Annotated in this window: 10 protein-coding genes; 1 reads left to right on the forward strand and 9 read right to left on the reverse strand. The window is 48.7% G+C overall.

The window, feature by feature from the left end:
• Positions 1-177: 177 nt before the first annotated feature.
• From P6910_RS03950 to P6910_RS03965, 4 genes are all read right to left on the reverse strand, one after another.
• On the reverse strand, positions 178-1,161 hold the full coding sequence (locus P6910_RS03950; RefSeq protein ID WP_317144985.1) for a transposase: 984 nt from the start codon (positions 1,159-1,161) through the stop codon (positions 178-180).
• 109 nt (positions 1,162-1,270) lie between these two features.
• Entirely contained in the window at positions 1,271-1,405 is a 135-nt protein-coding gene (locus tag P6910_RS03955) for a hypothetical protein (protein WP_317144986.1), read from the reverse strand.
• Positions 1,406-1,621: 216 nt separating this feature from the next.
• Positions 1,622-9,625, reverse strand: coding sequence for an AAA family ATPase (locus P6910_RS03960; RefSeq protein ID WP_317144987.1), 8,004 nt, complete (start codon positions 9,623-9,625; stop codon positions 1,622-1,624).
• A gap of 401 nt (positions 9,626-10,026) precedes the next feature.
• A complete protein-coding gene (locus P6910_RS03965) occupies positions 10,027-10,245 on the reverse strand; it encodes a hypothetical protein (protein ID WP_317144988.1) in 219 nt (72 codons plus the stop codon).
• Between the two features lie 161 nt (positions 10,246-10,406).
• On the opposite strand from P6910_RS03965, the gene P6910_RS03970 reads away from it, so the two are divergent.
• Entirely contained in the window at positions 10,407-11,144 is a 738-nt protein-coding gene (locus P6910_RS03970) for a hypothetical protein (RefSeq protein WP_317144989.1), read from the forward strand.
• 225 nt (positions 11,145-11,369) lie between these two features.
• On the opposite strand, the gene P6910_RS03975 is transcribed toward P6910_RS03970, so the two are convergent.
• The 5 genes from P6910_RS03975 to P6910_RS03995 form a co-directional block, all read right to left on the reverse strand.
• Positions 11,370-11,549 carry a hypothetical protein gene (locus P6910_RS03975; RefSeq protein ID WP_317144990.1) on the reverse strand — a complete coding sequence of 60 codons (180 nt, stop codon included), beginning with the start codon at positions 11,547-11,549 and terminating at the stop codon, positions 11,370-11,372.
• Positions 11,550-11,719: 170 nt separating this feature from the next.
• Positions 11,720-12,382, reverse strand: coding sequence for a hypothetical protein (locus P6910_RS03980; protein WP_317144991.1), 663 nt, complete (start codon positions 12,380-12,382; stop codon positions 11,720-11,722).
• Positions 12,383-12,426: 44 nt separating this feature from the next.
• Entirely contained in the window at positions 12,427-13,830 is a 1,404-nt protein-coding gene (locus tag P6910_RS03985; RefSeq protein WP_317144992.1) for a hypothetical protein, read from the reverse strand.
• 63 nt (positions 13,831-13,893) lie between these two features.
• A complete protein-coding gene (locus P6910_RS03990) occupies positions 13,894-14,625 on the reverse strand; it encodes an ATP-binding protein (protein ID WP_317144993.1) in 732 nt (243 codons plus the stop codon).
• 42 nt (positions 14,626-14,667) lie between these two features.
• Positions 14,668-15,072 (reverse strand): hypothetical protein, encoded by a 405-nt coding sequence (locus P6910_RS03995; protein ID WP_317144994.1) that lies wholly within the window; start codon positions 15,070-15,072, stop codon positions 14,668-14,670.
• Between the last annotated feature and the right edge of the window lie 108 nt (positions 15,073-15,180).

Below are 15,180 nucleotides of genomic sequence, written 5' to 3' on the forward strand. Positions count from 1 at the left end.
CTGTATTCCAAAAAAGGATCTGAAAACCTATCTTCGAATAGCCTATCAGCGATCCACACAGGAGCATCCCGCGAACAGAGGCTGCTCAGGCCATGATTCAGACAACACAAACTTATACCGACTTAAAGTCGAGGAGGGGTAAAGAGAAAGTGTTTAGTTTCTTAACTAACTTCTACGCTAACCTGTCAGGTACAAACGACTGCAGGCGTTTAAACCTCGAAGCCACTTCTGTCCAGCTTCAAGTGCAAAGGTCTTCATCGCCTCCAGACGTCCAACTGCCCGATAAAAACGATTATTCCATTGCATGGTTTTCAGCCACTCATCCGGATCAATGTCCAACCTTTGAAGAATAGGAGGGGTACACGACGGGATGGAACCTCTCTTATCTGTTCTGGCAATGCGGCCACTCCAGTCAACCAGTTCCAGATAGTCGTGAAGAAGGTAGGGAAGGGCAACATCCGTATTCTGGCCCTGCAAACAAAAAGGTTTCAGGGTCAGCGGCTGTTTTTTAGTCTCAGAATGTGTAACCTGCCCCACGCGTTCCTGAATCGACGTGTAGTCTGACTCTTCCGGTGTTTCTACCTTTCCAGCCCGAATCGGATTCAAGTCAACATAGGACATGCAGGTCAGTAAGGCTGCTTCGTCCAGCAATGCCTGGCTTTTAAAGCGTCCTTCCCAGAAGCGTCCTTTACACTCGTCTTCTTTATTGGCCTCACGAGCAAGATGTTCATTCAGACAACGCATAAACCAGCTGATATCCGTTAAACGACGCCGGTATTCCTCAGCATATTCATCAATACGGGCCAATTCAGCGCTGCCCAGTTTGTCAGCGGCCAGATGCCTTTGCACCAGAAGCGGACCTGCGAACAAGGTCGTCCAACGGTGAAGCACTTCGTCCCGTGACCAGCCTCTGGCAGATGACTGATTGATGTGCAAAACCACATGATAATGATTCGACATGACAGCGTAAGCGCAGACTTCGATAGCGAAGACTGAAACCAGTTCCTGAAGTTTATCCACCACCCACTGGCGGCGATGCTCGTAGTTCTTGCCAGTCAGGTGGTTCTCTCCACAGAGGTAAGCCTGACGAACACATCTTGCCATGCAGTGGTAATAAGGCGTTGAGTTGGGGTCAATCAGGGTATTGCGAGCTTGGGCCATGAACTCACCTGTCTCGGGGAAAAAATCAGTTGTAGGTGAAAAGTAGACCAGGTGGATGGTAAAGCAAATTTATGGGTGTCTTTTTTCTTTTGGGTGTCTTTTTTCTTTTTTATGGGTGTCTTTTTTTTTGCTTGCCAGTCAGGTGGTTCTCTCCACAGAGGTAAGCCTGACGAACACATCTTGCCATGCAGTGGTAATAAGGCGTTGAGCTGGGGTCAATCAGGGTATTGCGAGCTTGGGCCATGAACTCACCTGTCTCGGGGAAAAAATCAGTTGTAGGTGAAAAGTAGACCAGGTGGATGGTAAAGCAAATTTATGGGTGTCTTTTTTCTTTTCTTATGGGTGTCTTTTTTTTTGTGGGTGTCTTTTTTCTTTTTTCTTCTTTTTCTCATGGGTGTCTTTTTTTCTTTTTCTTGGGTGTCTTTTTTTCTCTCTTTTTTTCTCCTTTCTTTCTCTTTCTTCAGGTACCTAATGACTCACAAAGCGAGTTCAAGTTCACGCTGCTCAAAAACTCTTTGGCAATGGTTTTCAGCTCATTGGGTTTGAGTACCAGAGCGTTATTGACGTTAAGTGCTTGCCTTAAGTAGGCATCTTTATACCTGTACTGAAATTCGGGAAGGCTATCAATTTCAGACATCATGGCGTACAGCTCTTCTGGTGAGGATGGATCATGAGAGCCATAGCTGTCCCGCTCCTGAGTTTCAGACCCTACGCAAGCTTCGGCCCAACAATACATTAAGCCATTGCCGTTCGAGTGTGTCACTCCATACAGGTAATGACAGAAGGCCTGTTGAATCGCTTTTCGGCATTTGTCTTTTAAATGATTCAAAAGTTCTTTGTCCTTTGATGACTCAAGGGTCTTTAAACTAAGGTCGTGATTTTTTAGGAGCTCAGTCCGTTTTTTCTCATAGTCTTCTTTTTGAGCCTGAGATTGCGTACCCCCAGCTTCCTTGAATTCTTTGTCCAATTCTCGCACATTACGGACGCATTGCTCAGTGTTTGCACGATGTTTATTGAATCTTTCCAATACCACCTTCAAATCGGGGCTGTTCTCAATTTTTAGTTTAAACAGGGCTTCGATTATTTTGTTACTCACTCTCTTCTCCCAGGAAGGTTGCCCCAGGATAATCACCGGACGCTGGGTCGTACTGCCTGAGATTAACTTCCTGAATGCGGGTTGTTGCACCAGCATTCGTTCTATATCAGGAACTCCCTCAGGTTGTTCTGTCCAGGCGCTTTTCACAGATCGACTGGCCATTTGCTCTTCAAGGAATCGCGAAAACCCATCATGACGATGTTTGACGAACAAGGCATTACCTTCTCTCTCCAGGAAGTCTTTATAAGCTAACTGCCATACCTGGTTATTTTTTTCCCTGGACAAATGTTCCTGATACCACTTGTTCAGGCAACGGGTGGCTTCAACCTTCAGTGCATCGACATTTACCAGACGCACCAATAGATCATGATGTTCATGAGCCTTCACCTTATCGCTTTCACATGTCGGCAGTGGATCCAGCCAACCCGATGCCAGGGCTTCACGGGTAAAGTGAACAGTCGAAGGATCTAAATCGGCGAATTTCAGTATCTCCAATATTGCATTCAACCACTTGTGTGGGCTTGCTCCGGCCTGATCAATCAATTTTGAATGGAGTGACTTGAGCGGTTCAGTCAGCTGATCTCCAAGCCTGAAGGCCAATCTTTCTCTTACTGCGTCTGACATAGGTATAGAGTTATGCCTACCGTCGCGAAGCCCAGAACTGCCAGATACATCATCGCGAGCACACCAAAGCGCATTAACGAGAGATTTATGCTCGAAATCGAGCAAAAGCTCTCCACTGGGAAATCCTTTCTCGTGGTCGGGGCGAGGCTTAACAATGAGCAATTCATTCTTCTCATCGCTCAATTCTTTTGTCTCCAGCGACTCGATCATTGCGACGCCCATTGAAAAACTGGCTAAACATCTTCGCTTCCAAAGTTGCTTTACCATTTCGACAGTGCTTAGTTGGGATACCGGCAATGTAGTGTCTTGCTCAAGGGCTTTGCTCAATTCCTCAAGGCTCATACCACTGGCTTCAGCCAGTGCTACCTTTTGTGCTAAATCAGCACCTTTCAGGATATCCTTGATTTTCTTCGACTGAGTGCCAGAACCATTGACCCGCCTGCGAGGCTGGAAATTGGACAGGATGTCTATATCCCGGGTAGGCGCCCCGCCCAAATTTGCTGACTCCCAGGTTTGGCCTCCATCCAGGGAAAACTCTGCAAAGACATGGGTATAGCTTTTAATTTGCCGACATGGAATCCCAAAATAACGACAAAGAGCAACAAAAACAGGCACACGATGACGACAGCGCCCCTGCTGCTGCGTTACCAGGAAGTGAAAGAAATTTCCCGTTTTTTTCGGCTCAGCCTTACCGGAGAACTGTCTACAATAGTCCTTGATCGCCTCAATGCGTCGCCTTGTATTTTTGGCGTCTTTTATGTTTTGTAAAGGCATCTGTACTTTGGTTGGTTGCCCTTCAATATCATCAAGCACTCCCTTAAGTACGGCTCTCATACCTTCTGAACAACGGGCGTCAAAACGTGTTGATTGTGCTGGTCGGACTTTTTCAGCGGGTGTTTTTTTGCCCGCTTTTCTGGATTCTACGATATAAGCCAATTCAATATTCTGTTTGGCTTTGGCTTCTGGAATAAACAGTGTGTGAAGCCCGGTATATCCATCCCTGAGCAGGGTATATGAAAAATCGGGTTTTATACGCAGGGCCACGATATAGTCTTTAGTCGTCAGGCAGGGCAATTCAAGTTGACCATTTTTTGATTGCCAGGTAAAAGTTGCCAGTGTTTGATCTCTGGCCAATATCACTTCCTGGTCAGGCTCTGGCAACCTTGCAGGTACGAGGACTTCGGCTCCCTGTATGTGTTGATCATTAATACTGATCTGTTTGACATCGCCCTCAGGAGACACATAAATATCCTCTGCCCGCACGCGCATCATTTCGGAAGGGTACCTCTTCGTATCAAAAATTTTATATTCCTTAATGGTTCGCTTCTCCTGGTTCTCATAATTCGTGTTCTGGTCCAATTTCGGAGCCTTTTCCAAGTGGGCCTCTGGAAGGTATTTTTCAGGAGCTTTATCAGCGTTAATAGCCAACGCCTGGTTAACAGGTTGTGGCTCATGGTTCGTTTTCTGATTCAGCGCCGGAGTCCGTCGCTCCTGAACTTGTGGCTCATGATTCGTTTTCTGATTCAGTGCCGGAGTCTGTCGCTCCTGAACTTGTGGCTCATGGTTCGTTCTCTGCTTCAGCGCCGGAGTCTGTTGCTCCTGAACTTGTGGCATGTCCTGATCAGGCGCTTTATCAGCGCCAATAGCGGCTGCTTCATCAATAAAATCCTCTACCAAATGGTTCAGCAGACCACTGATTTGATGCCAGAACGCAGGCCACCATTGAACTTCACCGGCTTCCCATGCTCCTATCCGCTGATCAGCTGTTTGAAGATAAGGCTGGTTAACAGACAATTTCAGCGTTTGTGTCTCTTCTTCCGTCAGGGGAAATACGCTACTGGCGTCCACGCCCGACTGGCCAAACTGACGATTAAACCAGCATTGCTGCCAGTGTCGGTACAGTGCCCGGGTGAGAATGTCGTCCGACTCGTCCGGCATCAGTGAAAGACCGGATGCCTGCCATTTTGCCTGGGCCACCCCCTTGATGATTTCCGTTTTGACTTCCTCTTTATCCGAACGAGTGTTAAAAAGAATTTCATGGCGATTTTTATCAACACAGTTGCGGTCACTTTGTCGTATTAACCACGGACGATCAATGCCCGATACCGATTGGTAGAACCATTCGCTCAGCCCAGGATCAAGGGATCCTTTATCCATGGCAGGAGGCGATGGCTCTGGCAGGTTCTCCAGCGATAGGTTGGCGGCAATAAGATAAAGCCGGTAGTGCTGATTGAGGCATTGATGAAGGGCTTTTTCGCTAAAATCGCCTCCACTGAAGACAGCCCTGGCGACATTCTGTAAATCAAGGCTGGTCGGCAGCAATGGCAGTTTTTTGCGTTGCAGGTGAGTCCTTATAAGACAATGTTTTTCTGTTAGTTTTTTAGCGGCGAATGTCCCTTCTGAGGACTCTGGCAACACTTTCCCGGCAATGGTCTGTAATTCTGCCGGGTTGTACTGCCGGATGGGCAAATGCCGGAAACGCCCTTTCAGCGCCGGTGATAAGGGTTTGCGCCCGCTGTACTCAGGCGGGTTGATGGTGGCAAAAAGGTGGAAGCCCGGATGGGCGTCACCGGCCAGAATATCGTTCAATTCACCTTCCAGATGCTGGCTGTCGATCAGATTCATTTCTGAAATCACCACGATGCCGCCTTCCGCTTTTGCTTTCTGGATTGCTTCACACACTCTGTCCCAGGAACAATCACAGGCATTCAGGAGAAATATCTCTGGCATGGTTTCTCCCTTATTCTCAGCCTGCTGTTTGACACTTTTGATCATCAGATTCAGCGTGGCATCCTTACCCCGTCCGGCCGGGCCCTGAATCAGCGTCGCCTGACGGCCGCCGTGTTTTATCTTGCGATGATAAGCCTGCTGACAGCGACTTAAATCCTGTCCCAGCCGTTGCGCCAGCTCAATGACTGCCGATCCGGAAGTATCAAACTCAGGTCGGTTTTTGTCGGTGTATTGCATGAAGGGCTGCTGTATATCGTTCAGGCTCTGTGTACGAACTTTGTCGCTCAGGGTGTTGTCCAGTTGATAACGGGCAGCAAACCAGATTTCCAGTGCCAAAAGGTCATCCTGTTGAGTCTCGGTGATTTCGGGACCCAGTACATCCCGAAAACTTTGCCGGATCAAACTGTTCACTTGCTTACAGCTAACACTGTCTCCTTTGGATAACGCACGATCCAGATACCAGCCCACCCAACTGCAGATATCCGTTAAATCCCTGGGGGTAAACTCATGCTCGGGCAACAGTTCCTGATAGTACTGCCACAGTGCCATCACAGTCTCGGTGGCTTCATGTGCAATCCTGTTGATTTGGTCGCAGTCCTGCAGATGCCGTTGTAGCTGGCTGACCAGAGCCGTTTCCACCACTCTGTCCTGAAGGAAAGCCTGGTCCAGGCTGGGATAGTAAGCCCTGGGCAGTTTCTCTTTCAGAGCCGGTTCCATCTGGCGCCCGGCGTAATGATTCGGGTTGCCGGTGAGAATCACCCGGTGTTTTGGGCCGACCTTGACAGGATGACCGTCCATATAGACACAGGGTTCTGGTTCCCATAAGCCGTTCAATGACGCCAGCAATCCTGCTTTGGCCAGGTTGGCTTCATCCAGCACCAGGGTGACATAGTGTCCGTCTTTGTCGGACGGGGTCTTAGCCCATTCCATCAGAGCCCGGTTTTGCCGAGCCATAGAGCGATCGCCATCGGTGTGCTTTTTCCAGTGCCAGCGTTTCATCAGGGTCTGTTCGCTGTCACAAGGTCCAAGGGAAATGACCGCAGCCTGTCCTGAAGCCTTTGCCATTTTGGCGGAAAAGTAGCTTTTCCCGGTGCCGGTTTCTCCCTCAAGGAATATAACGGGAGAGTTTGTAAGCCGGTCATGGAGCCGGGATAATCGACGGATTTCACGATCTTCCTGACTCACCTCACCGTGATAAAGATCCCGGGCCAGTGCTGACAATGGCATATGAGCAGAACCCGGCCGTAGCGAATCAGACAGTCGATTTTTTATGTGTTCAATGCGTTCTGCGTCAGGATTTTCTGTGACATATTCTCCTCTGGCAATGTGAAAACAATCGGTGGCCAGAGCGTGAATGGCATCGGATCGGGTCTGCCCCGGAAGTAAAGGTAAGTGCCAGCCGCAAGCCAGTGCATCTTGCAAACGTTTAATCTGTCTTGTTGGCCTGATGGCTAACGATTGATAGGGTTCTGTTGCCCCGGGATCGATTGCCAACTGATGCGCCGCTGCCTGTCGGTGTCGTTCAGGGACATGGGCCACGATCATGGCACAGAGCCTGTCCATAACTTCTTTTTTACTCGACCCTGGAAATGGGCTTTTGTAGGACAGTTTTAATTCGGTATCTTTAAATACTGCCGGGTCAAAGGCTCTGGCCAGTTGCCACAGGTTCTGCTTCACAAACTTTCTATCCAACCGTGGAGCACTGTTAATGATGCTGGTTAATTGATCCGGGTCTACCGAGGCGGCTTGTTCTTCATCTGGCTTGTTATGAGCATCCGACGTCTTGTCCGGTAACAAGTGCCAGCAAGCCACTTTCATAAAATCACGCACGGACGGGTGCTGCCGGGTGCCATGGGTGATGACGCTATCAATGGCCTTGCGCCAGTGGCGAGGTAAAAGCTGTGAGGCATGGTCAACCTGCTGTGCTCGTTGGGCAGCCAGTATCAGGTTATTTAACAACCCGCTGGTGATTTCAGGCAGAGCGCTACAAAGGCCGCCAGGGACGGTTTTAAACGCTTTGTAAAGTTTATTAAGTGCCTGCTCTGGCAGTTCAGCCTGGGAGATACAATGCTTGCGGGCATTGATATCCCAGAGATCGACCTCAGGACACGGCTTTCCTGCGGCAACCAGCGAACAAAATACTGGCGATGGGCTTACCGCGGACTCAGGCCAGAGCAGGGCAATATTAGCCCGGGGGTAGGCCTGTAATTGGCCATTGACCAGCAGAGGCTGACCCATCATCAGAGGTTCCAACAGCTGCGCAAGGGATGGGTTTCGCTCGAGCCCCAGGAATGCTACCGGCGTGCCAGCAATTAATGCCTTCTGCAAGCCACTCTGATGTCGTTTAAAATACGCCTTTTGTTCTGAGGTGATATGGAGATTATCAAATAGCTGACTTAAACAAGTCTGTTCATTGACCCGGATGACCAGAGGTGCTCCCCGGTGATCATTGATCCATTGACTTGCCTCAGCATGTTGCCGATAAGTGACAGCTTCAAAGGCATCATGATCTCTGATTTTTTTCTGTTGCTGGTGGCTCCCGGACACAGGGCGCTCATCGTTTTCTGTCAATCCCAGGGCTTCCGGCTGTTGTTTCCAGTGGGCTACCTGAAGTCGGGGCTCCAGGCCGGTGGTCGCGCGAATAGTCGCCAATGAGCCCAGCAAACGAAACCAGAGTGCCTTAGTGAGGGGGGAGGTTACCGTGACGACACCGCCCGCACGAACCTGTTCCAACAAAACGGTGTTAGGGACTGCATAGCCTTCCGGGGCAATAGCAATGGGGTTCAGCCATTGGGCAATATTACTCCGGTTAATAATGATCGGGTTTCCTGATGCGTTCTCTCCATTGTCATCTTCTTTGACACCTTCTTTGACACCTTCTTTGACACCTTCTTTGGTACCTTCTTTGATAAGAGAGTAGGACAGACTTTGGAACAGTGAATGAAGCTCGTCATTCCCTACCGGCATCCGGTAAAACTGAACATCGTCGGGTAACGGACAGATCTTGCCATTGCTTTCAAAACACTTTTTCGCCAGCATCTGTCGAATCGTCTGTTCAAAGGCCAGATCCTGGCAGTTGGCTCCTTTCAGAATCACCCGTTGTCCGGCTTTCAAACACTCAAGCCTGCCGGGGACGTGCCGGATTCGCCCCTCCTGATCCACTCCGGGACCGCCCAGGAGCAACTGTCGCCAGTGACCGTGCAAATGGCAGTCAATTAAAACGCTATTGTCGTCATCCATAGCACTTTCGGCAAAGGGGAGTTCGGTCAATACCGGAGGAACCTTATCGATATCCATCGATGGATCATTGCCTTTCTGTGTCTTGAACTGCCAGGTATTTCCCGGACGATTAATTCTCCGCCAGAAATCAGCACCCGGTGCGCCGGCCGCAGGCGCGTCATCACGCTGGCCAATGGCTGCCAACTGTGCAGGGTCTGCCAGCACCAATAGAGAAACATGCTCGCCAAGGGGGCGTTTTTTCTGGCTGATTTTGTCGTACAGACAGGGGTTATCCGGGTCCAGCAGATCGTTAAATTTGGGCAGTTCTTCGCTGGTGAGCTGTCGGATATCTATCACCAGAGTGAATGGCTGTGAACCTTCAAACAGCTTGCCTGAGCGCAAAGTATGACGACCATCGCCAGAAATGCTCAGCCGACTCACCAGATTAGCCTGTGAAAGGTCATCGGGGTGGGAAATAACAGTAACATCTTCATTACAGGTTCTGGCAGTCAAAAGCTGTCGAACTTCATCATCACTGGCGACAAAACGAAAATCGAAGGAATGAGTCGCCTTTGGGAGCGAGGAATCCGTTGAAGAGACGGTTCTCACATTGTCAGTCAGGGTCTCCGGAGATGGTGATCTGTTTAATTTGGGCTCTACTTCAGAGCAGCTTCTTACAGTCTTCTTTTGCTTTGACGATAAATCCAGCTTTGCTATTTTGGCTGTCACGTTATGATCAAGAAGGTCAGGATCCAGAGCGTGTTTTTTTGTACCTCCATTAATCTGACCATCCATAGTCAATCTCCTTACTGCTAGCCAAAGAACCAAGTTGAAGTTGTTATATAATTTGACCTTCAGATTAAACGTAAGTTCCATTTAGAAAGACGGTCGCAGCCATGGCAGATGCGACGGCCTCATGAGATATCCATGGACAGTGGTAATCAGTGAGCTCTGTAGGGGACAATTTCGAGACAAAGCTTGATGTGTAAGGGTGACCATCAGCAGGTATATCCCGTTCCCGTAAAGAAGGATGGGGATGTAAGCCCGGCTTGCAAAGCAAGCTCCTTGTGCTATTTTCCAATCCGTCAGGTGTTTTTTGCGATTACGCTACCTGACAGGAAAAGTAAAATACCTTCCGCTTTCTGCCCGTGTTTTTTGATGGGGTCGCCTAAGCTCGTTCTCACGCTCTGAAGTCTTCATTCCCGCGAAGGCGGGAATCCAGTGCCAACAGTGGTTCTCTGCCTTCTAGGGGATGACAAGGCCAGGGGGAGCACCGGGTAGTATGGCTCTGGTGGTGAGTCAGTGTGGATTCCCGCCTTCGCGGGAATGACGAGAATGAAGCCGGGAATGACGAGAATGAAGCCGGGAATGACGGGAGTCAACTCGTTCTCACGCTGGAGAGAGTTTCGCGACACCCTCCTTACGACGGGGAGGATGTCAAAACAAGAGTGAATGTCTGATGTTATCCAACGCACTGAAAAAAAAAGGGTTAATAGCCCTGTTTTTGGTCTCTGTTTTTTCTCTTCAGACACAGGCTAAGAATGATTTTGTCCTCGAATACCGAAGGCCACCCAGCATGCTTCCCGAGGATATCAGCAAGTTAAAGCCAACGGTTTTGTTATGTTTCGTCAGAAATGTTGAAAATGATGATAACGCACCCAACGATCCCAGCAAACCTAAAGAGCGTAAAGAGTATATTGGTTATGTCACTACCATAACATCAGAAAAATCCAGCATACATATCTGCAGATATCATGCAAATGGTTCTATGCAAGAAGAGTTCACAAACTATCATTGGCTGGACGCAGGTTTCTATGACATGGATGGTTTCATGCATTTCCATACAACAAAAGTCACTATCCCGGGTTCAAAAAATTATTATTACGTTATGAGAAAGCCTGAAAATGGCTCTAAGATTAACGAACCAATATGTGCATTTGTCGACAAACAAGAAGGTAAAATATCCTTTGGTTATGAACAAAACGACAGTGGTAATATGACATGTGGAAAACGGGATCTCGTCAAAGCTGTTTATGATCACACTTACGAAAGAATAAATTGCGCAAAAAGACCACAAGACCACAGCTCATCATTTATTGAACTCGGTGGTGCTCCGGATTCCTGTCCTTCCGATGCGGTCACCACCCATTGTCACAACTGTAATGGTGATGGCTGTGGCGCCTTCGAATGCTCAGCATTTACACACTGGGATCCATGTCCGGATCACACCTTCTGCGGTTATGAAAAGTGCGTAGGTGGACTCTGCGAAGATAAACCATGGTGCAGGCCTACAACACCAAATGACGAACTGTAAGACGAGCTGTAAATAATCCCTGATTCTGTTAGAGCATGATGATTGCCTGACGTTAATGATTAAAAAGCTCCGGGCAGTCATCATCATTTATCTACGATCTATACGGACAAATAGACAAAACGTTACAAGACTGATTTAAATGGAGAGCTGCAACCCTTGCGGATGCGATGGCCTCATGAGATATCCATCGACATTGGTAACCGGTGAGAAATATACGCCCTGATTTTAAATCAGAGAGTCAGAAAGCGAATCCAGATTCACGGTATTGAAAAACTCTTCGTAAATTTTGTCCATATCATCGTTTTTGAGCACCAAAGCGTTATTGGCGTTGAGTGCTTGCCGCAGGTAGGTAGCCTTAACAGATTTCTGAAACGCTGAAGAACTATTAAAATCCAGCATCATCATAAACAGCTCATCCGGTGATGATGGTTCATGAGCGCCGCAGTAGTCTGAGTCCGTGGAGTTCTCAGAGCAAGCATCGGCCCAACAATACGTTAAGCAACCACCTTTCGAGTGCGTCAATTCATACAAATAATGACAGAGCGCCTCCTGAATCGCTTGTTTGCATTTATGCTTTAAATCATCACGAAACTTTTTCTTCTTTTTTTCAATGCCTTCCGAGCATTGAAGCGTTGTTTTTTCATGGCCATACGGGTATTGATTTTTTGTAATATATTCTTTAATTCCGGGCTCTTCTCAACAACCTTTTGAAACAGGGCTTCGACTTTGTTATCAGTCACTTCATCGTCCTGGAAAATCTGTCCCATGATAATCACCGGACGGTGATTGACCTTGCCCGAGTCTGGTTTCAGAAACGCGGGATCTTGCGTCAGCATTCGTTCTATATTTGGAATGCCCTCAGGGTCTTTCGTCCAGGTGAACTGTAGAGATGAGCTGACAATTTTATTTTCCAGGTATTGCGAAAACCCATCATGGCAATGAGTGGCAAAGAAGTCATCACCTTCTATCTCCAGGTAGCGTTCATAAGCCAAACGCCATAGCTGACTATTTTTTTCTCTGGACCATAACTGCTTATAAAACTTTTTCAGGCAATGGCTGGCTTTAACCTTCAGTTCATCGACATTTTCCAGGCGCAGCAATAGCTTATGATGTTGAAAGGCTCCTACGACAGGTTTCTTATAGTTCGGCACTGGGTCAAGCCAACCCGATTCCAGGACTTCATGAGCAAAATGAATAACTGAAGGTTTGCCTAAGTCACTGTTTTTCAGTGTTGCCACTATTAAGCCCAACCACCGTTGAACGCTTGCTTCGTCCTGAATAATCATTTTTGAATGGAGCGACTTGAGTCGTTCAGTGACCCGATCTTCCTGTCCAGTACTGATTTCATACCTTCTGAACAGCAGGCGTCAAATCGTTCTGATCGGGAGCCTTCAGCCGACGCATTTTCGCCCGGTTCCAGGGGCTCTACGATATACGTCACTCGAATACTCTGGTTGGCTTTGGCCTCAGGAACAGAGAGTGTGTGAAGCCCGGTATATTGGTCCCTGACCAGGGTAAATGCCAAATCGGGCTCTATACGCAGTGCCACGATATAGTCGTCAGGCGTCAGACTGGGTAATGAATATTGATCATTGTCCGATGGCACGCACAAGGTCGCCAGCGTTTGATTGTCAGCCAATGCCACTGACTGGTTATGCTCTGGTAACGGGTCCGGCGTGAGTATTTCGATCCCCATAATATGTTTATTACCAAGATCAATCGGTTTGATATCACCCCTGGCAGACACAAAAATGTCGTTTGCCCAGCAACGATACATCTCTGAAGGAAAGTCCCGGGTATCAAAAACGATATAATCATCAACTTGTGGCATCTCCTGATACTGATAGTCCGTCATTTGGTCTAATGCCTCAAACTCTTTCTCGTGGAGTTTCGGGTCGTATTTTTCAGCCGCTTTATCAACGCTGATAGCCAGCGTTTCGTTAACAGGGTTCGGCAGCCTTCTCATCTGGTGCCAAAAGGCAGGCCATAACTGAAATGCATTGGCGTTCCATGTCTCTATCTGCTGCTCAGCATTCCGAAGATAAGGCCGGGAAGCCGGTAATTTCAGCGTTTGTTGCTCTTCTTCCGTCAGGGGAAATACACTATTCGCATTGACGCCTGCCTGGTCAAATTCCCGGGCAAACCAGCATTGTTGCCAGTGTCGGTATAGTGCCTGGTTGAGAATATCGTCGGACCCGTCTGGCTTCAGGGGAAGACCGGATGCCTGCCAAAGGGCCTGAGCCACCATCCTGATGATTTCTGTTTTGGCTTCCTTGTCATTGAGATCTGCATTAATACGAATTTCATGGCATTTTTCATCAAGGCTGTTGAGATTACTGAGTCGTAACAGCCACGGGCGATTCATGTCCGGCAATGTCTGGTTGAACCATTCGCTCAGTTCAAGAGCAAACTCTCTTCTACCCATGGCAGGAGACGATAACTCGGGCAGCTCCTCCAGCGATATGTTGGCGGCCATCAGGTAAAGCCGGTAATACTGATTGAAGCATTGATGAAGGCCTTTTTCGGTCTCATCGTCTCCTTGGATGACGGCTCTGGCCACATTCTGTAAATCAAGACTGGCAGGTTGCAACGGCAGGTTTTTCCGTTGCAGGTATGCCCTCAGGCGACAATGTAGCTGAGTCAGCTTTTTAGCCAGGATTTTCCCTTCCCGGGTATCTGGTAACATTTTCCCAGCAATGGTCTGTAATTCCGCCGGGTTATACTGGCGGATCGGCAGATGCCTGAAACGTCATTTCAGCGCCGGTGATAACGGTTTTCGCCCGCTGTACTCAGGCGGGTTGGTGGTGGCAAACAGGTGGAAGCCCGGATGGGCGTCACCGGCCAGAATATCGTTTAACTCACCTTCCAGATGCTGGCTATCGATCAGATTCATTTCCGAAATCACCACGATGCCGCCATTAATTTTTGCCGCCTGGATCTTTTCACACGGTTTGTCCCAGGAACAATCACAGGCATTCAGGTAAAAGACTTCCGGCATGGATTCTTGCCGTGCTTCTGCCTGCTGTTTAGTGCCGACCGGAACAGGTTGACCGTCCACATAGATACAGGGTTCCGGCTCCCATAAGCCGTTCAATGACGCCAGTAATCCCGTTTTAGCGAGGTTGGCTTCATCCAGCACCAGTGTGACGAATTTGTCATCTTCGTCGGGTTCAATACTGGCCCATTCCATCAGCGCCCGGTTTTGCTGTGCCATAGAAGGGTCACCATCGGCATTCTCCTTCCAACGCCAGCGTTTCATCAAGGTCTGTTCGCTGTCAGAAGGTCCAAGGGAAATCACCGCAGCCTGTCCTGAAGCTTTCGCCATTTTGGCGGAAAAGTAACTTTTCCCGGTGCCGGTTTCCCCTTGCAGGAATAGAACGGGAGAGTCCGCAAGCCGGTCATGGAGTCGGGATAATCGACGGCTTTCACGATCCTTTTGATTCATCTCGCCGTAATAAAGATCCCGGGCCAGTGCTGACATGGGCCTGTCGGCGGAGCCCGTCCATTTCAGTGATTCAGACAGTCAATGTTCAATGCGTTCAATGCCTTCTGCTTCAGAATTCGCTGTTCTGGCCCTATGAAAACAATCGGTGGCCAGAGCATGAATGATATCGGATCGGGTCTGCCCCGGTGGCAGGGCTAACTGCCAGCCAGAAGCCAGTGCATCCTGCAAACGTTTAATCTGTCTGCTTGGCCATATGGTCAGGGATTGACAGGGCTCCGCAGCTGCCGGGTCAATTTCCAGCTGATGCGCCATTGTATCTCGTTGTACTTCAGGCCCGTGGGCCACGATTATGGCACAGAGCCTATCCAGAGTTTTTTTTCGGGCCCACCCTGGTGTTGGACTTTCATAGGACAGTTGAAACCCGGTGCCCTTAAATATTACCGGGTCAAACGCCCTGGCCAGTTGCCAAAGGTTTTGCTTCACAAACGCTCTATCCAACTGCAGGGCACTATTGATGATGGTATTTAACCTGTCCGGGTCTACCGAGGCAGTTTGATCCTCATTCGGATTTTTGTGGGTGTTCAGTATCTT

Origin of the sequence: Endozoicomonas sp. 8E (assembly GCF_032883915.1) — a bacterium.
Classification (GTDB): Bacteria; Pseudomonadota; Gammaproteobacteria; order Pseudomonadales; family Endozoicomonadaceae; genus Endozoicomonas_A.